Genomic DNA, 18707 nt, shown 5'->3' with positions numbered 1-18707 from the left:
AGAGACTGCGGCAGATCAGTGTTCGGTGGATTAGCCGCGCCGCCGGTCCTAATAATCCCCGCGCTTGCGAAACGCCCAGCGCCCGGCGATCACGGTGAACGTGGCCACCAGCGCCACCAGAATCCAGAATCCTTCCGGATCGGTGGCCAGCGGCACGCCGCCGACGTTCATGCCGAAGAAACCGGCAATGATGTTGATCGGCAGCGCCAGCACCGTGACCACGGTCAGGGTGAACAGGGTGCGGTTGCTCTGTTCGTTGAGGTTGGCGGCGATCTCTTCCTGCAACAGCTTGATCCGCTCGCCGAGGGCCGTGAGGTCGTTGATGATCAGCGCGAACTCCTCGGTGGACTTGCGCAGCTCCTTGACGTCTTCCTTTTGCAGCCACGATGGCGGTCGGTTGAGCAGGCGCAGCAGCGAGCCCGGCTCCAGCGCCAGTAGCCGTTGCAGGCGCACCAGCACCCGGCGGTTGGCGCCGAGTTCGGCGCGGTTGGTCGACAGCCGCGAAGAGAGCAGTTCGTCCTCGACCTGATCGACGCTCATGCTGGTCTTGCGCACGATCTGCGTCAGCACTTCGCCCTGGTCGCGCAGCAGGTGCACGAGCAACTCCGACGGCGAGCGAAAGCACTCGCCGGCCTTCACCGATGAACGCAGCTTGTCCACCGAGTGCAGCGGTTGCAGGCGCGCACTGACGATCAGTTTGCTGCGCACGCAGACCCACAGCGTCGATACGTCCGACGACACCATGCTGCTGAGGTTGAACACCACGTCGTTGACCACCGCCAGCAACGCCGAATCCACATGCTCGATGCGGGTCGAGCGCGAACCCTCGTGCAGCGCCTCGAAAAACTCCTGAGGCAATTGCAGATGACTTTTCATCCAGCGCTCGCACGCGGCATGAGCGAGGTTCAGGTGCAGCCAAAGGAATTCGTCGCTGTCGCTGTCGTCCTGCAGGCAGCGCAGGGCGGTCGCCGAATCCACTTCGCGCCCGCGCTCGCCCGGGCGAAAACGGAAGCCGTAAAGCAGGCCAAACAGATCAGGATCGCGATGGCTGATATCCAGGCTGTGGTTCATGAAGTCTCGCTGCAAGGAAGGCGTCTGTTGCGGGATTTGCAGATTCACCTGAGCCGCATCATTGCAATGCAATGTGACGTTTTGGTGACGGTGAAATGACGTCAAAATCAATGCCTTACCGGCGGTCGGAATTTTCTCAAGAAGTGCTCTGGCACGCCGATCACGCATGAGTTAGGTTGCGCGCCTTCGGCCAAGAGCCAAGGTTCGCCGACACGGATGTCCGGCCACAATTCACGTCTTACCGGACGTGCCTCATCCCTGTCATGAGTACCTGCGATGCTGCAAAAATCCCTGAGAGCGCAAATTCTCGCCCTGCTGAGCGGCAGCCTGTTGGCGATGCTGTTGATCGCGCTGGCCTGCTTTCATTTCCTGTCCAACGGCGTGCAAAGCTACAGCCAGTTGATCGCCGGTCCCTTGCACACCTCGCAACTGATCGACGAAGCCAACCTGCAATTCAAGGTGCAGGTGCAGGAGTGGAAAAACGTCCTGCTGCGCGGCAAGCAGCCGGCGGACCTGGCCAAGTACTGGGGCCAGTTCGAAGACCGTCAGCGCGATGTGCAGAACATCCTCGGTGAACTGGCCAATCAGAAAGGCCTGGAGCCTTCGCTGAAAACCCGCATCGAACGTTTGCGTGAAGAACATCGTCTGCTCGGCAGCGCGTACCAGAAAGGTCGCGATGCCTACGTGGCCGCCGGCGCCGATCCGACGGCGGGCGACGTGGCGGTCAAAGGCGTCGATCGTGCCGCCAGCGACCAGATGAGCGAGCTGGTGGCCGAGCTGCGCAAGCAGGGCACCGAGCAGTCGGCACTGATCAGCGCCAGCGCCGATCGCACCGTGATGCTGGGGATTCTGGTGATGCTCGCGTCCGGTCTGTTGATCGGTCTGCTGAGCCTGTGGCTGGTCAACCGCAACTTGGTCGAGCCGATCCGCAAACTCATCGACTACGTCACCCAACTGAGCAAGGGGCGTCTGGTCGAGCGTGTGGCCAGCGACCGTCAGGACGAACTGGGCAATCTGGCTGCTGCGGCCAACACCCTGCGCGATTTCCTCGCCGAAACCTTCAACCACCTGCAGCGCAGCGCCAAGGACCTGGACAGCGCCAGCGGCGAGTTGAACGCCATCGCCACCGTGATGGCCGGCGGCACCAACGAGCAGTTCAACCGCACCGATCAGGTGGCCACGGCGATGAACGAAATGTCCGCCACCGCCCAGGAAGTCGCCCGTCATGCGGCCGATGCGGCGCGCGCTGCCGACGATGCCGACCAGTCCGCCCAACAGGGCGAGAAAGTCATGCAGAGCACCATCCACAGCATCACCCAGATGCGCGGTGAAATCGCCAACACCGCCACGGTGATTCGTCGTCTGGAAGCCGACAGCGGGCGCATCGGCAAGGTGCTGGAAGTGATTCGCGGCATCGCCGAGCAAACCAACCTGTTGGCGCTCAACGCCGCCATTGAAGCGGCCCGTGCCGGTGAAGCCGGGCGTGGTTTCGCGGTGGTGGCCGATGAGGTGCGCAACCTGGCGCAGCGCACGGCAGAGTCGATCATCGAGATCAACCAGATCATCCAGAGCGTGCAGACCGGCGCGGTGGATGCGGCCCACGCCATCGACAGCGGCCAGACCCGCAGCGATGAAAGCGTCGAACAAGTGACCCAGGCCGGCGCCATGCTCGAGCGCATCACCCACGCGGTGGAAGCGATTCGCGACATGAACCGCCAGATCGCCACGGCGGCTGAAGAGCAGACCTCGGTGGCCGAAGACATCTCGCGCAACCTGACCGAGATCACTTCGATTGCCAGCACCAACCTCGACAACGTGCAGCGCACCGAAAGCGCCAGCCAGAACCTGCACGGCCTGTCCGGCCAACTCAACGACGTCACTGCTCGCCTGAGCGTCTGACCCGCCAGCGACTGTGTACCGGCCCGGTTACCGAGTCGGTACACAGTCGATCTCAAATTCATGTGTGCATCGCCGATGGCCGGTTATCTATAACCGTCATTGGAGATTTCCCATGGTCAGCATCACGTCTGTTTCGATCAATCAGACCGTCACCACACCTACCAGCAAAACATCGATTGCCGACACGGGCGACGACACCTCGACCACAGCGGCGGCCAGCACAGGTGTGAAAGCTGACACCAGCAAAGTGGCGGCGGGCGGTGGTGCGGCGCCGTCGGGTGACAGCAGTTCCAGCAATGATGAGTCGGATACCGTGAAGGAACTGCGCAAGCAGATCGCCGAACTGCAAAAGCAATTGCAGGAACAGCAACAGGCGCTGCAAGCGGCTCAGGCCAAGCAGGAAAGTCAGGATGCCAAAGCGGCGGATGTTGCCGCTGCGCAGTCGCAGATCGCGACGACTTCGGCTTCGTTGCAGACGGCGACGGCGGCGTTGTTGGCGGCGTTGCAGGAGTCTGATTCGAGTACGTCGGGGGCGTTGGTCAGTACTTCTGCATAAGTCGCAGACACAAAAAAGCCGCACGATCCGAAAATCGTGCGGCTTTTTTCGTATGGGGTAATCAGTGATCCTGCTTGTTGCTCAGAACCTTACCAGTGGCCGCATCCAGATCCACATCCCATTCCTTGCCATCGGCAGTACGCAGCTCGACTTCGTACTCATAGCCGTTGAAATGGTTGTCCAGGTCGGTGTCGACGATGGTCGCGCCCGGGTGCAGGGCCAGGGCAATCTTGTTCAGCTCTTCCAGTGGCTTGATCTTGCCGGATTTGACCAGCTCAGGGATCTGATCGACACGAACGTCAGCCTGGGCCAGGCCAGCGGTGAGGGTCAGGGCAGCGGCGGTAAACAGGGCAGTCAGGGTTTTCATCGGTTATTCCTTTGGGTGATTCGTTCAAGTGAGTTCAGGTTAGTCACCGCAACTTAATTCACCCTTAAAAATCGCCGCCGGTGTTTGCGTCGTTTGTTCAATCGCCGTTCGCGGGCAACTTTCATGCTCGGCCTTCGATCAAGGGAGGTGGACATGAAACGCATTTTTTCGTGGTTGTACGCGCCGGTATTCTGGGTTGGATTCATCGGCGGCGGGATTGGACTGGCGGGGCTTTCGCTGCTGTGGTTGATGCCGTTGTTTGCTGTGGCATTGGTGGTTTCATTCGCCGCCGAATGGCTGCTGCCTTATGAAGTGAACTGGAACCACCCGGCCGGTGATCGTCGCCGCGACATGCTCCACGCGCTGGTCAATGAAGCGCTGAACGCCATCGGCCTGTTGGCATTGCCGGGGCTGGTGACGTTGTTGGCGATTGACGGTGCATGGCCGTCGAACTGGCCGCTGTGGCTGCAAGTCGGCCTGGCGATTTTCATTGCTGATGCCGGCGTGAGCCTGATGCATTACGCCAGCCACCGGGTGCCGTGGATGTGGCGGCTGCACGCGATTCATCACAGCGTCGAGCGGCTCTACGGGTTCAACGGTTTGATGAAACATCCACTGCATCAATTGCTGGAAGCGACGGCAGGGTTGTTGCCGTTGCTGGTGTTGGGCATTCCGTCCGAAGTGGCGGTGTTGCTGGCGTTCGCCATTGCGATCCAGTTGTTACTGCAGCATTCGAATGTCGACATGCGCGTCGGCCCGTTGCGCTGGATCTTCGCCTGGGCGCCGCTGCATCGCTTTCATCACATGAAGTACGGGCGCGCCGGTGACGTCAATTTCGGGCTGTTCTTTACGTTGTGGGACTGGTTGCTGGGCACCGGTTTTTATACGGAGCATTACCGGATCGGCGAGGGTGATCTGGGCATCGGCAGTCGCCCGGATTTTCCACGGGACTATGTGGCGCAGTTGCTCGATCCGTTCGAACCGGCAGCGCTGGGCAAGGAACCGAAAGTGCCGGACGGCTTGCGACGTTGAGTCAATCCAGCAAACGCAATTCGATGTGTTGCAATGCCTGGCGGGCGGTGACGCCGAAGAGTTTTTTCAGACTGCGGGAGAAGTGCGCCGAATCGGCAAACCCGGCGGCGTGGGCGGCGTCGGTCACCGGGCTGCCGGCGATTATTGACGCCATCGCCAGTCGCAATCGGCGCCACAAGACGAGTCGCCGCACCGGCAAACCGACCTGGCTGACGAACAACCGCTGCAACTGGCTCAGCGACACATGGGCGGAATCGGCCACGGCACTGGCGGCGACTTTGTTCGACAGTGAGGCATCGACAGTGGCGAGGGCGCGTTCGATTCGCGGGTCATTCAGCGGGCGTCGTGGGCATTGGCTGATGGCATGATCCAGTGCCGACAACGACAACTCACTGTCGAACAGCGCATCGCGCAGCACTTGGGCGTCAAACCGCAACGGTTCGGCATACACGGTGAACACGGGATCCGGCGCCTCGACAATCGCATGAAGAGTCTGGGACGTAATCAATAGCCGGGAAGTGGTGACGGGGTTGCTCTCGACCAGCACAGTCACTGGCCGGTCAGGCGCAAGAATCAGTTGGTGGGCATAGTGGGAGTGGGGCGCAGTGCGCCCCGACATCCCGTGGAGCAGGCCATGGTCGTGCCCCAGCCAGAGGCGGCCTGTCCACGGGGTGTCCGGTTGCATCAGAAACCGTTGTTCTTCAGCACCTGATCCACACTGGCGGCGGCCGGGCGTTTGTAGAACTTCAGCAGTTCGCTGGCGCGGTTGGTGAAGATGCCGTCGACGCCGGCAGCCATGACTTTCTCGTAGTCCACCGGCTCATCGACGGTGTAGACGTGCACCAGCAGGCCCTTGTCGTGGGTGTACTTGTTCATCCATGGCTGCACGAGGTCCGAATAGCTCTGATCGCCGCCGTGAGTCAGCTTGGCCGAAGGGCCGGTGCCGATGGCGCCCTGGGCCTTGGCGTAGTCGATCCATTGCTTGAATTCAGCTTCGGATTTCGGCTCTTGCTTGCCGTAGAAAACGTTCTTGTCCTTCTCGCCGGATTCGGCAAAGGTCACTTTCGATTTTGGTTCGATGCTGCCTTCGCCGACCCACAGCAACAGGATCTTCGGCACCTGCGGCATTTCCTTTTGCAGCAGTTCGAGACTGTTTTTCTCGAAGGTTTGCAGGATCACCTTGCCGTTGCTCTCGCCGACGCTGGCGACGTTTTTCGCCGGTTTGGCGCCGGCCGGGATCAGCAGGCCGCGAGCCTGGAGTTTTTCCTTCAGGTCATGCTCGATACCTGGGAACAGTTGCGGTTCCTTGGTTTCGATGTACAGGCCCGGCTTGTGCTGCGGGTTGGCCTGGGCGATGTCGATGATTTCGTCCAGGGTCAGAATCTGCAGGCCGACGTAGGAAGGACGCGCGCGATCCGGATAGGCCTTGTTGTACCAGCTGCCGGCGTCCAGAGTTTTCAGTTCGGCCATGGTGAAGGCGTTGGCCGGGCTATCCTTGCGATCCGGAAACTTGGTGGCAACGTCGGTGGTGCGTTGCAGGTTGTTGTCGTGCAGGGCGAACAGCACGCCGTCCTTGCTGCGCTGCAGGTCCATTTCCAGGTAATCGGCGCCTAGGTCCCGGGCCAGTTTGTAGGAGGCTGCGGTGGATTCCGGTGCGTCGAAGGAGGCGCCACGGTGGGCGATCACCGCCGGGTGCGGAATGCCCTCGGAGGCAGCGAGTGCAACAGGGCTTGGCTGGGCGGCGGCATGGGCCTGGCCGAGGCCGAGCATCAGGCTCAGCAGCAGAGCGCTTTTGGTAAACGTGGCGGGCATGTCGAGGTCCTTTCGCAGGTATTTTCGAAGATGTCCCTTTTAGCAACTCAAACGAAAACGTGCTATCGCAAGACCGACATAAACGTACTGAAAGCGAAAATTTTCGCACTTTTGTGCGTTTGTTTGCAGTACGCTTGGTCACGGCAACCACCCCGGCAGAGGGTGTGCCTCAATGCCCTGCGTGTAAACCTTCGATCACTCTTGTGAGGTTTACCATGCGCATCACATCCCAACTCATCTGCCAGGCGGCCGACGACCTCAAGGGCTTTGTCGGCCTCAACCGCAAGACCGGCCAGTACATCGTGCGTTTCAGCGAAGATTCGTTCGGCATGGACGTGGCCGATGACGGCATCATTCCTGCCAGCGAATTCGTCTGGGCCCCCGCGACGGAACAGACCATGACGCTGAAGCGCGAGCTGATCCAGTTGCTGCTCGATCAGCACATCGACGACCGGATCAACATCACCGAGCCGTTGCGGGTTTACATGAGCAAGCGCGAGGTGCCGGAGATTGAGGCGGTGCGCAGTCTGGTGAAGGGCTGAGGTTTTTGGTGATTCACTTGCCGCCATCGCTACCCTGTTGACGATGGCGGCCGATCAGCCCTCACTTCCCGAACCGATACTCCCGCTCAACCCGACACACCCGCGTATGAAACGCCGAATACCATTCAGCCCGCCCACGCGCCTGAATCACCCGGTGCTCCGGATGCTCACGCCAGGCCAGAATCGCCGCTTCGTTCTCCCAGTACGAAATCGTAATCCCCACGCCGTCCGCGCCCCGGATCGAATCGATGCCGAGAAACCCCGGTTGCCCGGCCACCAGTTGCATCATGCGCTCGGAGGCTTCGGCATAGCCGTTGTCGCCCTCGGTGCGGGTCGAGGTGAAGATCACCGCGAAACACTCAGTGTCCGGCTTCATCGAGGTTGCTCCACGCAGGCTTCGACAAATGCTCGCACCAGTGGTGGCAATTGCCCTTTGAGTGCGGGACGTTCTGGCTGGAACAACGTCGCGACAAAGAACACATGGTTTTTCAGTTCGATGGCGCGCAGATCGCCTGCCGAATCGTGGCCCACGGCGTGCAGGTCATGGGTCAGCAATTCCCGCTCGAACTGTGGGTTCACACCAAAACGGCAGCGATAACCTTCACGGATCTCGGACGTTTCGTACGCCTTGGCGATCAACGAACCGGGCACCAGATGGATGCTGTCCACCGCTTCCACCAGCGAACAGCTCAGCGGCGAGAGCACCGCGCGGCTGGAGTCAGGTGAAGTTTCGCCATGCTCGGCATCGGCCCACCCCAATACGTTGCGGGAAAACTCCAGCACCGCATGTTGAAAACCGCCGCAGGTGCCGAGGAAGGGTCGCTGCTGTTCGCGGGCAAAACGGATGGCCCGCAGCGCGCCAGCTTCACTTTTGTAAGGGCTGGCCGGGACGCACCAGAAACCGTCGAAACCTTCGAGCGGTGTGTCGAGGTGAATCCGGTCGGTGGCCAGCCATTCGAAATCGACGGGTCGGCGAATGTGTTCTGCCGCCAGGCCGAGGGCGACGGGGATGGCTTGATGGGCGGTGACTTGTGGATCGTAGTCACCGATCAGGGCGATGCGCAGGGCTCTGGATTCCATGAGTGCTCGCTGTGCTTGTTGAGGGATGACGCTCACTATAGATTGGCGCTCACGCACTCAATATGGGCGTTTCCCCAAGTGATTAATGCAGCGACGCACTATCGACTCGACTTCCCGGATCTGGCGCTGATTCTCGCCCTGGTGCGTGGAGGGTCTCTGGCCCGGGCCTCGCAGCTGCTGAAGGTCGATGTGTCGACGGTGTTTCGCGCCGTGCGCCGACTGGAAGCCGCACTCGGTCAGCAACTCTTCGAAAAAAGCCGCGCCGGCTACCTGCCCACCAGCCTTGCGCAGACCCTGGCGGAACAGGCTGAGCGCGCTGAGCAGGCACTGGAAGCGGCGCGCATCGGCGTGGAGCAGGGCGGCGCAGTGGTCAGCGGCACGGTGCGCCTGACCTGTACCGATTCGGTGCTGCAAGGTCTGCTGCTGCCGGCGCTGGCGCAGTTCATGCCGAACTACCCGGCGCTGACCATCGAGCTGAGCACCTCCAATGATTTCGCCAACCTCAGCCGCCGCGATGCCGATATCGCCCTGCGTCTGACGCGCACACCGCCGGAGCATCTGGTCGGACGGGAACTGGCGAAGATTTCCTACCGGGTCTGTGCCAGCGAGCGTTATCTGCAAAATATCGATGCATCCGATCTGGCCGCCATGACCTGGATCGCTCCGGACGATTTCCTGCCCGATCACCCGACCGTGGTCTGGCGCCGCCAGCACTTGCCCGGCGTGACACCGGGCTATCGCTGCAACAGCATGCTGTCGGTGACGGAACTGGTGCGTGCCGGGTTAGGCGTCGCGGCGTTGCCGGACTTTCTGATCACCGAAGGTCTGCAAGCCTTGAGCGAACCGCTGCACGGTTACGACACCGCATTGTGGCTGCTGACCCGCCCGGACTGTCGCGCGTTGCGCTCGGTGGTCACGCTGTTCGATGAACTCGGGCGGGCACTGCGTTTGCCGTGATCAGGCCTGCGGGTTCTGGCGCATGTGATCGTGCAGCTCGCGGGTCAGGCCTTCGATGCGTTCGGTGAGGTTCTTGGTCATTTCGGTGAGCCGGGTGTTCTGCTCCAGCAGCTCCAGCAACTGCGCGGTGTTCTTCGCGGCCTGGACCTGACGTTCGCTGTTGGCGACGGCCAGAGCTTCCCGGTGCTGCGCGTCGGCGTCCGATTGCGCCTTGTCCCGGGCGGCCTGACGGGTCTGGGCCAGCAGAATCAGCGGTGCGGCGTAGGCCGATTGCAGGCTGAACGCGAGGTTCAACAGGATGAACGGATAAACGTCGAAGGTCGTGATGCCGGACATGTTCAGGCACACCCACAGCACCACGATCAGGGTCTGGGCACCGAGAAAGGTCGGCGTGCCGAAGAACCGCGCAAACGCCTCGGCCCGCAGGGCGAACTTGTCGTTGCCGAAGGTCGTATTGAGGTGGGCGTGGGGGCGGTGGAAGCGCAGGTGATCGACAGGTGCGGCGGGGGATTCGTTTTTTTCGGTGGTCATGACGGACTCGGCAGGGCTTGGGACGTTGAATCACTATAGCCCTGCGTCGCCCGTGTCGGCCTATCCCGGCGCTCGCTCGTTGGCGAACATGCTCACCGCGTCCACGGCTTCGCTGGCGCCGTCGCGAATCTGCAGAATCACCGTCCCCGCCTGATCCGCCAGCTCGACGCCTTGGGCCGCACGGCCACGGGTGCCGTCCATGCTCTTGATCGCCTGACGGGTTTCGCTCTGGATCAGGCCGATCATGTTGGAAATCTCTGCCGTCGAACCGCTGGTGCGTGCCGCCAGTTGCCGTACTTCGTCGGCCACCACCGCAAAACCACGCCCTTGCTCACCGGCCCGCGCCGCCTCGATTGCCGCGTTGAGTGCCAGCAGATTGGTCTGGTCGGCAATCGCACGGATGGTGTTGACGATGGCGGTGATCTGCTCGGAGCGCTCGCCGAGCTGGGCGATCAGGGTCGACGACTCGGCGATGTCATCGGCGATTTCGCGCATCTCGCTGGCCGCTTGCTGGATGACTTGCGTGCCTTGCTCGGCGACTTTTCGGGTAGCGACCGAGATGTGATAAGCGGCGCTGGCGCTGCGGGCGTCCTGCTCGTGCTGCTCGACCCGGGCGGTGACGTCCGAGGCGAATTTCACTACTTTGCACAGGCGCCCGGCGGCGTCGTAGACCGGGTTGTAATTGGCTTCCAGCCAGACGGTCCGCCCGTGTTTGTCGATGCGTTCGAACTGCCCGTGGAAAAACTCGCCCTGATTGAGCCGGCGCCAGAAGTCCTGGTAAGCACTGCTGTTGACCAGATGTGCGGGGCAGAACAAACGGTGATGTTTGCCCTTGAGTTCGGCCTGGGTGTAGCCCATGCGCGTCAGAAAATTCTGATTGGCCGTAAGAATGTTGCCATCGAGGTCGAACTCGATCACCGCCATTGCCCGGTCGATGGCCTGTAACTTGGCGTTGGCTTCGCTTTCCTGCTGCACCTTGGCGGTGACGTCCATGGCGTACTTGACCACTTTCACCACGCGGCCCGACGCATCCTTGATCGGGTTGTAACTGGCTTCGAGCCAGATCGGCCGGCCCTGGCTGTTGACGCGCTCGAAGGTGCCGGACTGGAACTGACCGTTTTTCAGTCGCGACCACAGATCGGTGTACTGGCTGCTGCGAGCAAATTCCGGTGGGCAGAACTGGCGGTGAGACTGGCCGATCACCTGTTCGGCCTTGTAGCCCGTGGTCTTCAGGAAGTTGTCGTTGGCGCGCAGGACCACGGCGTCGAGATCGAACTCGATGACGGCCATGGAGCGGTCGATGGCTTCGAGCAAACCGGATTGCTCGGTGATGGTGTGTTGCAGCTCACTGATGACGGACTGATGGCGATTGAAAAACATGCGGGGTGCGCTCCGGAAATAGGGCTGAAGTGTTGTCCCTGTTCCTGCGCTGGCCGGCCGAACGAGCTGACGACATTGGGCAATGACCACTAAAGTGCCAGCATCCAGGCTGGCGACTCGATCTTATACAAACTTATTAAACTTGTACAAGAAAGTGCGGTGTCACTCTGTCGCACAAGTCTTGTCAGGCATTGGAGCGGCTCAGTGCGACGCTGATCGTGTTGCGGCCCGTATGTTTCGCGGTGTAGAGCGCCTTGTCGGCGTCATCCAGCCAGTGCAGCGCATCCGGGTAGGTCGGGTGAAAACGTGCCAGCCCGATACTCAGGCTGACCCGCAACTCCGGCACATCGGGATGGCGGAATTGCTGCAGGGACTGGCGCAGTTGTTCCATCAGTGCTTCGGCTCTGCTCAGTGGCAGGTTGGGCAGGATCACGCAGAATTCGTCGCCGCCGTAACGGCCGGCCAGCTCACTTTCAGTCAGCAGGCGTTTGAGTTCGCGACTGAGTTGCTGGAGCACCGCATCGCCGACGATATGTCCGTAGCTGTCGTTGATCACCTTGAAATGATCGACGTCGATCAGCGCGAGGGTGGCCTGGCTGTTGTGTTCGCGGCACTGCTGGAACTTGAGGTGCAGCAGGTCTTTCCAGGCACCGTGGTTGAGCAGACCGGTCAGGCTGTCGGTGCGGCTCAGGGCACTCAAGGTGCGTTTGTGTTCGGCGAGTTTGATCGCCAGCCGATAACAGACCATGCCCAGTGCCAGCGGATAAAGAGTGAGCATCGGCAGGCACGCCCAGACCTGGGTCTGAGTTGCCGTCAGGGTGAATTTGACCCCGAACAGCGACCAGCCCAGCAAAACGCCGATCACCTGGGCGAGGGCGCCGAGCAGGAACAAACGTCGGCCGCCGGCGGCGACATTGTTCATGGTCATCATCGACAGAATGGTCACGGTGACCAGCGGGTTGAACTGAAAACACGCGGTCCAGAAACCGCCGAACACCGAGTCATAGAGCAGATTGCGGCGCTCGGCGCGGTAGGGGAAAGCCGAGCGGGTCGACCATTGATAGGCGACGTGGGGCCAGAGAAAACCGTTGAACAGCAGCAGCGCCCAGAGCCACGCCGGCACATTCAATGGATACAGCGCGGCGCCGACGCTGAAGAAACCGATCCCCAATCCAATGGCACGTGGCAAGTAGATACGTCTGGCGAATGACAAGCCTTTGCCGCGTTGGTTTTCCATGATGTTCTTCGCCAGATTCATTCTGAAACACTTTGCAGTGTAATTCTTCAGAGCGACCGTTCATCGGTCAATGACAGACATTGTCATTTATTCCAGCGGGAAAATTCAGTGTCCTTGTGAGCCATTTACGCGGCGCAGACGTGATCTAGAGCTGGTAGCAGGCCAGGAACATGTCCAGTGCCGAATCGACCACGGCATTTTGCGTAGCGCTGTCGAGCGAGGGCTGGCCCATGGAAATCTGTGGCCAGAAGGCGAAGCATTTGAGCAGCCCCTGTACCTGATGCGCGGCGAACTCCGGATCGACCGGTTTCAACCGGCCATCTGCCTGGGCGGCGCGAATCCACACGGTCACGCTTTCCTCACGTTCGCCCATGCGCGCCACCATGTTCTGCGCACGCTCGGGTGAGTGGATCGCGGCGGCGATGGCGACCCGGGCCAGATTCATGAAATTGTCGTCCGCCATCATCTGCAGTTTGGCCAGCAGCATCGTTCGCAATTGATCGCGCAAGGGCTGGTCGGGTTGATACGCCACGGCTTGCTCGGTGCTGATTCGTGCCCACAACTGGTTGAGAATTTCGGCGAACAGCTCTTCCTTGCTGGGAAAGTGGTTGTACACCGTGCGCTTCGACACCCCGGCGGTGGCCGCGATTTTGTCCATGCTGGTGACTTCGAAACCGTTGGCACGGAATTCGGAAATGGCCGCCAGGATGATGGCTTCGCGTTTGCGGTCGGTGAGGCGCGTTGGAGCTGTCATAAATTCGATTCGGCAGGAAAAAGGAGGAAATTACACTCGGCAGTTTACTTGTCATCCGGATTCATGCAACCTAGAAAGTACACCGATCAGTGTAATGTTGCGTTAATCGGTGCAACCTAAAACCAGATGTCCGGCTAATGCGTGCGTGCCTTGGCCATTTATCGTCCCACCGTGGAAAACCGTGAATTGCGCGGTTTTTCTGGAGTCATTCAGTCATGGCCAAATCAATTTCTTCCGCGATCAGTCCCATACCTGAAGCTTCGCGCCAGGCCGAAGGGACGTTCCGCAACCACGCGCCGGTACAGCGCGAAGGTGTGCGCAAGATGCTGCGCATCATGTGGAACATGATCTTCCACAAACCGCGCAACACCCGTCCTGCGTCGGCCATTCCCGTGCAGCCACTGACCCGCGCCGACCTGCTCGCCGCCCCGAACCACAGCGTCTACCGCCTCGGTCACTCGACCCTGCTGCTGAAGCTGCAAGACAAGTTCTGGATCACCGACCCGGTATTCGCCGAGCGCGCTTCGCCGGTGCAATGGGCCGGCCCGAAACGCTTCCACCAGCCACCGATCAGCATCGACGAGTTGCCACCGATCGAAGCGGTGATCCTGTCGCATAACCACTACGACCACCTCGACTACGAAGCGGTATTGAAACTGGCAGACAAGGTCAACGTGTTCCTCACCCCTCTGGGTGTCGGTGACACGCTGGTCAAATGGGGCATCGATGCCAGCAAGATCCGCCAGTTCGACTGGTGGCAGGGCACCGAAGTCGCCGGCATCCGCTTCATCGCCACCCCGTCGCAGCACTTCTCCGGCCGTGGCCTGTTCGATGGCAACCAGACCCTGTGGGCTTCGTGGGTCATCATCGACGGCGACACGCGGATTTTCTTCAGCGGCGACAGCGGCTACTTCGACGGCTTCAAACGCATCGGCGAACAGTTCGGCCCGTTCGACCTGACCCTGATGGAAACCGGTGCCTACAACGTCGAATGGCCTCACGTGCACATGCAACCGGAAGAAACCCTGCAAGCTCACATCGACCTCAAGGGGCGCTGGTTATTCCCGATCCACAACGGCACGTTCGACCTGGCAATGCATGCCTGGCACGAACCCTTTGATCGCATTCTTGCCTTGGCCTGGGAACGCAGTGTTTCCATCACGACGCCGAAAATGGGTGAGGCGTTTAACTTGATGCAACCCCAGCGTGGGGACGCATGGTGGTTGGAAGTGGAACAGGAGATGTCAGAAAAAGGGCGCGTTGCTTGTAGCGGCTACAAGGCTGGGTGAGTTTTCCTACCAGCACTGGTTCTTGTTGCTGACAGCCGTTTCCTGCGGCTTCGGTAGGCTTGGTCGCGAGTGAAATGACTCACTCGTGATTGGCTTAAACAAGGATTAGAAAATGAAATGCCGCTTTAAACGCAACATGAATACGCTGGCGCAGGCCATCCTGCTCTCGCTGGCCAGCAGCGCTGCCTTTGCGGCGCCTTCCGGTGCTGAACTTGAATACGCAAGCGCCAGCGAGCTCAGTGCAATGATGGTCAGCAACGAACTGACTTCGGTTGCGCTGGTTCAGCACCTCATTGCGCGTATTGCGGATCTGGACAAGCAAGGTCCAACCCTCAACGCCATTATTGAAATGAATCCCGAGGCTCTCGACATCGCGACGGCGATGGATGAAGAGCGTGCGCAAGGCAAGATCCGTGGCCCGCTGCACGGAATTCCGGTCCTGTTGAAGGACAACTTCGATACCGCTGACGGCATGCAAACCAGTGCCGGCTCAATGGCCATGGTCGGACAGCCGGCGACTCAGGATGCTTTTACGGTTCAACAGCTTCGCGAGGCCGGCGCCATTTTGCTGGGCAAAGCCAACATGAGTGAATGGTCGGGCATGCGTGATATGTCTCTGCCTTTGGGGTGGAGCGGGCGCGGCGGCCAGGGGAAAAATCCTCACCTGTTGAGCGCAAGTACCTGTGGTTCCAGTTCCGGCCCGGCAACCGCAGTGGCCGCCGGTTTCACACCGCTGGCAGTGGGCACAGAAACCAATGGCTCGATCAGTTGCCCGGCCTCGGCCATTGGCGTGGTCGGCGTCAAACCGACGCTTGGACTGTTCAGTCGTTCCGGCATTGTGCCGATCACTCGCTTGCAAGACACACCGGGCACACTGACCCGGACTGTGCGGGACGCTGCATTGATGTTCAACGTCATGCAAGGCACCGATGCTGCGGACAGCGCCAATGCCAACGCCCCCACGGGAATCGACTACACGGCATTGCTTTCCGATGCTGCTCTGCAAGGCAAGCGGATTGGCTATCCAATCGCGTATACAGGATCCCACGATACGTCACTGACGCTGAGTCCGGAGATGCTCGCCGCGATGGCTGTCTTGCGGGAGCAGGGCGCTACGCTGGTCCCATTGACCGTGCGTCTTCCAGACATCGAGGGCTACCTCAATGGTCTGATGGGCGCGATGAAGCATGAGTTGCCCGAGTACCTGACCAGCCGTCAGGGCTTGCCGATTGATTCATTGCAGACGCTGATCGATTTCAACCAGGCCAACCCCGGTGATGAGCATTACGGCCAGCAGATGCTGGAGGCGATCAACACCGTGGAACTCACCCATGAGGAGGCGAGTGCACAGATTGCAATCATCAGCCAGAATTTCAAAGACGCTATCGATGAGCAACTGCGCGAACACAACCTGGACGCCCTGTTTGCCGAAAACGATGGTTATTCCCAGTTTTCTGCGGCTACCGCAGGCTATCCGGCAATCACCTTGCCCTCGGGCATGAACGATGACGGTACGCCGACTTCCGTGTTCTTTTACGGCCAGCAATGGAGCGAGCCGCAGTTGTTGGCGATGGCGTACAGCTACGAACAGGCTTCGATGGCATTGCGGCAGCCGGGGTTCAAGGATTAAGCACCTTGTTGGCACTGCGTTGTCTTCGACTATTTGATGCACTGCCGTATCAAGCGAACACCACCTCAATTCGGCCCTCTTTGCGAGAGCGGGGGGCCGATTTGACCACAATCTGCACATCTCGGCCGAGGTGTGAAAGGCATTCCATCATCTTGGCTTCACTGATGCCGCGGAATTTTCCTCTCAGCATTTCGGACAGCTTGGGTTGTGATAGCCCCAGGATTTCAGATGCTTGAGATTGAGTGAGATGACGCGCTTTGATGATTTCGCCGATCTTTGCGGCTAGCTGTGATTTGATCCTCATCTCATTGGCGTTTGGTATCTCTAGATCCTCGTAGATATTCCTTCTGCTTTCTTCGATTCCAATCAATTTCGAGTTCCTTCCGCGTGTGGGCCGACATCAATGGGTCTATTCAATCTGCCATTGCATAAGTATCGCGATCAACCGATGTGGGCATCTCACCGCGGATATTCCCCCCACGCCCCGGCGCAAATCCTGGAAAGAACACCAGCCCCTGCGCCTCAAACCGATACGTCAACGCCAACCGCGCCGCATCTGCCACGTCCTGCTGCGCCTCGAACCGCTGAATATCGTCTATCGAAACCCCTGCCTCCCGCGACAGTTGTTCCACGCTCCAGCCCAACATCCCTCGGGCCTGGACGCAATGAGTCGGGGTGAACTGGAAAAGGGCGATACGTTCGAGGATGAGGTTCATCGCTGAAGAGGCCATGGTGTGCTCCGGGCTCGAGAGTGCTGATGGAAAATGTACTGTGTTTTTGTACAGTTGTTTTCAGCCGGGATCAAACGCATTTTTTGATTTGCCCTAGTTCGCCGGCTCCAACCAGACGGACGGTGCCTGACCGAGGATTCGGCGGAACATCGTCGAGAACGCTGCCGGGCTGTCATAACCGAAATCCAGGGCAATCCGCGTCACCGCCTCACCGGCGGCCAGCCGTGCCAGCGCCAGTACCACGCAGGCGCGCTGGCGCCATTGACTGAAACTCAGGCCGGTCTGCTGACGAAACAGTCTGTTGAAGGTGCGCAAGCTTACGTGCAGTTGATCGGCCCATTGCTGGGGGGATTGGTGGGCGTTCGGCTGATGCAGAAAGGTCTGACACAGTTCGAGCAGTCTTCCGTCAGACGGCAGCGGGATATGCAAGGGAAGCGGTGCACTGCGCAACAATTCATGCAGCAACAAATCGATCAGCACACCGTCACGCCCGGCAAGGTCATAGGTCAGCGGCAGCTCCACGGCTTCCATCAGCAAGTGCCGCATCAACGGCGACACACTGATCACCTGACAACGCTCACCCAGATCCACCGCCCCCGGCTCGATATACAAACTGCGAGTGCTGACCCCCAGCATCAACACCTCATGCGCCACCCCCGGCGGAATCCATACCGCCCGCTGCGGCGGCACTACCCAGTTGCCGTCATGCGTGCTGACCTGCATCACCCCGGTCGCTCCGTACAACAATTGCGCCCGCCGATGCGTATGACGTGGCAACAGATAGCCGTGGGAATAATCCGTACCGATCGCCACTACCGGGCGCGGCGTGTCATCCAGCAGATTGATCGAAACATTGCGCATCGAGCGGCACCCGGCAATTGGCGGAAACGCAAACATTATTGGCTGACTTGCTGAAGCAGGCCAAGCGTCGCCGCTCTATTGTCGACCGCTCCCAAGCAACGGACGACGCACCATGTTCTACCTCCTGCTGACACTCTTCGGCTGCCTGACCGGCGTCACCGCCGTGCTCTTCGGCTTCGGCGGCGGCTTCGTCGTCGTGCCGCTGCTGTACTGCCTGCTCACCGCCAGCCACGGCATCGACGATCCCATCAGCCAATCCGCCATGCACATCGCCGTCGCCACCTCGACCTGCGTGATGATCGTCAACGCCCTGGTTGCCACCGGCAAACATCGCCGCGCCGGCAACCTCATCGGGGATTACCTGTGGCCCTTGGGCGGGTTCATCGGGGTGGGCGCGGTTGTCGGCGCAATCGCAGCGGTGAGGGTCAGCGGCGAAGTCATTCGGTATGCCTTCATCGCCTACCTCGGCGTGACGATTGTCGATTGCCTGCTGCGACGCGGCTTTCTCACACAGTCTGAAGGCGTCATCCCACGGCGATTGGGAACAGTGGAAACGTCTGGCGGCGGTGTAGGCATTGGCGCCATCGCAACCTTTCTCGGCGTAGGAGGAAGCGTCATGACCGTGCCGTTGTTGCGGCGTTGCGGGTTGAGCATTGAGCATGTCGCAGGCGACTTCCATGGCCAATCCATTGAGCGTGCCGGTGGCGCTGGCGGGGACGCTGACGTACATGATGTTGGCGGGGTACAGCGAGACAGACCTCGGGCCATGGTTTGTCGGATATGTGGATCTGCTGGCGTTTGCGGTGCTGATGCTGGGCTCGATGCTGGGGATTCGACTGGCGACGCCGTGGATCGGGCGGATACCGGATCGGGTGCATGCTTGGGTGTATATCGCTCTACTCATCGTCGTGATGCTGGGCATGACCCTGAAGTAGCACCTCGATTCCTGCGCGCATCCTCTGCATACTCGGCAGCCTT

General features: G+C 60.2%; 20 protein-coding genes and 1 pseudogene. 8 read left to right on the top strand and 13 right to left on the bottom strand.

Going from position 1 to position 18707, the window contains the following annotated elements; translation table 11 throughout:
• Positions 1 to 48 precede the first annotated feature (48 nt).
• Entirely contained in the window at positions 49 to 1071 is a 1023-nt protein-coding gene (locus R1A29_RS21265) for a transporter (protein ID WP_085709746.1), read from the bottom strand.
• Between the two features lie 276 nt (positions 1072 to 1347).
• Between R1A29_RS21265 and R1A29_RS21260 the strand changes: the two genes are divergently transcribed.
• Complete coding sequence (locus tag R1A29_RS21260; RefSeq protein ID WP_114884975.1) at positions 1348 to 2970, top strand: methyl-accepting chemotaxis protein; 1623 nt, start codon at positions 1348 to 1350, stop codon at positions 2968 to 2970.
• A 112-nt stretch (positions 2971 to 3082) separates the two neighbouring features.
• Positions 3083 to 3526 (top strand): hypothetical protein, encoded by a 444-nt coding sequence (locus R1A29_RS21255; protein ID WP_438299480.1) that lies wholly within the window; start codon positions 3083 to 3085, stop codon positions 3524 to 3526.
• A 61-nt stretch (positions 3527 to 3587) separates the two neighbouring features.
• Here R1A29_RS21255 and R1A29_RS21250 read toward each other — a convergent pair whose 3' ends face one another.
• Positions 3588 to 3893: a PepSY domain-containing protein gene (locus R1A29_RS21250; protein WP_065259299.1), complete on the bottom strand. Its 306-nt coding sequence runs from the start codon at positions 3891 to 3893 to the stop codon at positions 3588 to 3590.
• Positions 3894 to 4046: 153 nt separating this feature from the next.
• Here R1A29_RS21250 and R1A29_RS21245 point away from each other — a divergent pair, with 153 nt between their 5' ends.
• Positions 4047 to 4925, top strand: a complete 879-nt coding sequence (locus tag R1A29_RS21245; protein ID WP_438299479.1) for a sterol desaturase family protein — start codon at positions 4047 to 4049, stop codon at positions 4923 to 4925.
• 1 nt (position 4926) lies between these two features.
• Here the strand turns inward: R1A29_RS21245 and R1A29_RS21240 are convergent, their stop codons facing one another.
• Positions 4927 to 5610: a helix-turn-helix domain-containing protein gene (locus tag R1A29_RS21240; RefSeq protein ID WP_438299478.1), complete on the bottom strand. Its 684-nt coding sequence runs from the start codon at positions 5608 to 5610 to the stop codon at positions 4927 to 4929.
• Positions 5610 to 6737, bottom strand: coding sequence for a glycerophosphodiester phosphodiesterase (locus tag R1A29_RS21235; RefSeq protein ID WP_248742510.1), 1128 nt, complete (start codon positions 6735 to 6737; stop codon positions 5610 to 5612). The genes R1A29_RS21240 and R1A29_RS21235 overlap by 1 nt, the downstream gene beginning before the upstream one ends.
• A 215-nt stretch (positions 6738 to 6952) precedes the next feature.
• On the opposite strand from R1A29_RS21235, the gene R1A29_RS21230 reads away from it, so the two are divergent.
• The gene (locus tag R1A29_RS21230) at positions 6953 to 7279 is read left to right on the top strand and encodes a DUF2025 family protein (protein WP_085701605.1); all 327 of its coding nucleotides are present in this window, start codon (positions 6953 to 6955) and stop codon (positions 7277 to 7279) included.
• A gap of 61 nt (positions 7280 to 7340) precedes the next feature.
• Here the strand turns inward: R1A29_RS21230 and R1A29_RS21225 are convergent, their stop codons facing one another.
• Together R1A29_RS21225 and R1A29_RS21220 are read right to left on the bottom strand one after the other, a co-directional pair.
• Complete coding sequence (locus R1A29_RS21225) at positions 7341 to 7655, bottom strand: antibiotic biosynthesis monooxygenase family protein (RefSeq protein WP_438299477.1); 315 nt, start codon at positions 7653 to 7655, stop codon at positions 7341 to 7343.
• Entirely contained in the window at positions 7652 to 8359 is a 708-nt protein-coding gene (locus R1A29_RS21220; RefSeq protein WP_438299476.1) for a CTP synthase C-terminal region-related (seleno)protein, read from the bottom strand. The genes R1A29_RS21225 and R1A29_RS21220 overlap by 4 nt, the downstream gene beginning before the upstream one ends.
• Before the next feature lie 15 nt (positions 8360 to 8374).
• On the opposite strand from R1A29_RS21220, the gene R1A29_RS21215 reads away from it, so the two are divergent.
• Complete coding sequence (locus R1A29_RS21215) at positions 8375 to 9316, top strand: LysR family transcriptional regulator (protein WP_438299475.1); 942 nt, start codon at positions 8375 to 8377, stop codon at positions 9314 to 9316.
• Here the strand turns inward: R1A29_RS21215 and R1A29_RS21210 are convergent, their stop codons facing one another.
• The 4 genes from R1A29_RS21210 to R1A29_RS21195 all read right to left on the bottom strand — a co-directional run bounded on the left by R1A29_RS21210 (position 9317) and on the right by R1A29_RS21195 (position 13218).
• The gene (locus R1A29_RS21210; RefSeq protein ID WP_114884959.1) at positions 9317 to 9847 is read right to left on the bottom strand and encodes a DUF1003 domain-containing protein; all 531 of its coding nucleotides are present in this window, start codon (positions 9845 to 9847) and stop codon (positions 9317 to 9319) included.
• A 60-nt stretch (positions 9848 to 9907) separates the two neighbouring features.
• On the bottom strand, positions 9908 to 11227 hold the full coding sequence (locus R1A29_RS21205) for a methyl-accepting chemotaxis protein (protein ID WP_438299474.1): 1320 nt from the start codon (positions 11225 to 11227) through the stop codon (positions 9908 to 9910).
• A gap of 184 nt (positions 11228 to 11411) precedes the next feature.
• Entirely contained in the window at positions 11412 to 12464 is a 1053-nt protein-coding gene (locus tag R1A29_RS21200) for a diguanylate cyclase (protein ID WP_438302074.1), read from the bottom strand.
• 145 nt (positions 12465 to 12609) lie between these two features.
• A complete protein-coding gene (locus R1A29_RS21195; RefSeq protein ID WP_438299473.1) occupies positions 12610 to 13218 on the bottom strand; it encodes a TetR/AcrR family transcriptional regulator in 609 nt (202 codons plus the stop codon).
• A gap of 215 nt (positions 13219 to 13433) precedes the next feature.
• Here R1A29_RS21195 and R1A29_RS21190 point away from each other — a divergent pair, with 215 nt between their 5' ends.
• Together R1A29_RS21190 and R1A29_RS21185 are read left to right on the top strand one after the other, a co-directional pair.
• Positions 13434 to 14507 carry an MBL fold metallo-hydrolase gene (locus R1A29_RS21190; RefSeq protein ID WP_438299472.1) on the top strand — a complete coding sequence of 358 codons (1074 nt, stop codon included), beginning with the start codon at positions 13434 to 13436 and terminating at the stop codon, positions 14505 to 14507.
• Between the two features lie 112 nt (positions 14508 to 14619).
• On the top strand, positions 14620 to 16137 hold the full coding sequence (locus tag R1A29_RS21185) for an amidase family protein (RefSeq protein ID WP_438299471.1): 1518 nt from the start codon (positions 14620 to 14622) through the stop codon (positions 16135 to 16137).
• A 49-nt stretch (positions 16138 to 16186) separates the two neighbouring features.
• Here the strand turns inward: R1A29_RS21185 and R1A29_RS21180 are convergent, their stop codons facing one another.
• The 3 genes from R1A29_RS21180 to R1A29_RS21170 all read right to left on the bottom strand — a co-directional run bounded on the left by R1A29_RS21180 (position 16187) and on the right by R1A29_RS21170 (position 17729).
• Positions 16187 to 16507 (bottom strand): helix-turn-helix domain-containing protein, encoded by a 321-nt coding sequence (locus tag R1A29_RS21180; protein WP_438299470.1) that lies wholly within the window; start codon positions 16505 to 16507, stop codon positions 16187 to 16189.
• 43 nt (positions 16508 to 16550) lie between these two features.
• On the bottom strand, positions 16551 to 16868 hold the full coding sequence (locus R1A29_RS21175) for an XRE family transcriptional regulator (protein WP_438299469.1): 318 nt from the start codon (positions 16866 to 16868) through the stop codon (positions 16551 to 16553).
• A gap of 93 nt (positions 16869 to 16961) precedes the next feature.
• Positions 16962 to 17729: an AraC family transcriptional regulator gene (locus R1A29_RS21170; protein ID WP_438299468.1), complete on the bottom strand. Its 768-nt coding sequence runs from the start codon at positions 17727 to 17729 to the stop codon at positions 16962 to 16964.
• Positions 17730 to 17841: 112 nt separating this feature from the next.
• On the opposite strand from R1A29_RS21170, the pseudogene R1A29_RS21165 reads away from it, so the two are divergent.
• Positions 17842 to 18664 (top strand): annotated as a pseudogene (locus tag R1A29_RS21165) (sulfite exporter TauE/SafE family protein).
• The last annotated feature ends 43 nt before the right edge of the window (positions 18665 to 18707 follow it).

The organism is Pseudomonas sp. NMS19W (assembly GCF_051554255.1).
In the GTDB taxonomy this organism is placed as follows: Bacteria; Pseudomonadota; Gammaproteobacteria; order Pseudomonadales; family Pseudomonadaceae; genus Aquipseudomonas; species Aquipseudomonas kribbensis.
Note: the sequence above shows the minus strand (reverse complement) of the source record. Positions and strands in the feature narration are given on the sequence as shown.

Bases quoted from the DNA above. Each gene is read 5' to 3' on its own strand.
- R1A29_RS21250 (WP_065259299.1), bottom strand. From the start codon at position 3,893: ATGAAAACCCTGACTGCCCTGTTTACCGCCGCTGCCCTGACCCTCACC.
- R1A29_RS21205 (WP_438299474.1), bottom strand. From the start codon at position 11,227: ATGTTTTTCAATCGCCATCAGTCCGTCATCAGTGAGCTGCAACACACC.
- R1A29_RS21185 (WP_438299471.1), top strand. From the start codon at position 14,620: ATGAAATGCCGCTTTAAACGCAACATGAATACGCTGGCGCAGGCCATC.
- R1A29_RS21240 (WP_438299478.1), bottom strand. From the start codon at position 5,610: ATGCAACCGGACACCCCGTGGACAGGCCGCCTCTGGCTGGGGCACGAC.
- R1A29_RS21260 (WP_114884975.1), top strand. From the start codon at position 1,348: ATGCTGCAAAAATCCCTGAGAGCGCAAATTCTCGCCCTGCTGAGCGGC.
- R1A29_RS21225 (WP_438299477.1), bottom strand. From the start codon at position 7,655: ATGAAGCCGGACACTGAGTGTTTCGCGGTGATCTTCACCTCGACCCGC.
- R1A29_RS21235 (WP_248742510.1), bottom strand. From the start codon at position 6,737: ATGCCCGCCACGTTTACCAAAAGCGCTCTGCTGCTGAGCCTGATGCTC.
- R1A29_RS21220 (WP_438299476.1), bottom strand. From the start codon at position 8,359: ATGGAATCCAGAGCCCTGCGCATCGCCCTGATCGGTGACTACGATCCA.
- R1A29_RS21175 (WP_438299469.1), bottom strand. From the start codon at position 16,868: ATGGCCTCTTCAGCGATGAACCTCATCCTCGAACGTATCGCCCTTTTC.
- R1A29_RS21255 (WP_438299480.1), top strand. From the start codon at position 3,083: ATGGTCAGCATCACGTCTGTTTCGATCAATCAGACCGTCACCACACCT.
- R1A29_RS21210 (WP_114884959.1), bottom strand. From the start codon at position 9,847: ATGACCACCGAAAAAAACGAATCCCCCGCCGCACCTGTCGATCACCTG.
- R1A29_RS21200 (WP_438302074.1), bottom strand. From the start codon at position 12,464: ATGGAAAACCAACGCGGCAAAGGCTTGTCATTCGCCAGACGTATCTAC.
- R1A29_RS21245 (WP_438299479.1), top strand. From the start codon at position 4,047: ATGAAACGCATTTTTTCGTGGTTGTACGCGCCGGTATTCTGGGTTGGA.
- R1A29_RS21190 (WP_438299472.1), top strand. From the start codon at position 13,434: ATGGCCAAATCAATTTCTTCCGCGATCAGTCCCATACCTGAAGCTTCG.
- R1A29_RS21230 (WP_085701605.1), top strand. From the start codon at position 6,953: ATGCGCATCACATCCCAACTCATCTGCCAGGCGGCCGACGACCTCAAG.
- R1A29_RS21195 (WP_438299473.1), bottom strand. From the start codon at position 13,218: ATGACAGCTCCAACGCGCCTCACCGACCGCAAACGCGAAGCCATCATC.
- R1A29_RS21170 (WP_438299468.1), bottom strand. From the start codon at position 17,729: ATGCGCAATGTTTCGATCAATCTGCTGGATGACACGCCGCGCCCGGTA.
- R1A29_RS21265 (WP_085709746.1), bottom strand. From the start codon at position 1,071: ATGAACCACAGCCTGGATATCAGCCATCGCGATCCTGATCTGTTTGGC.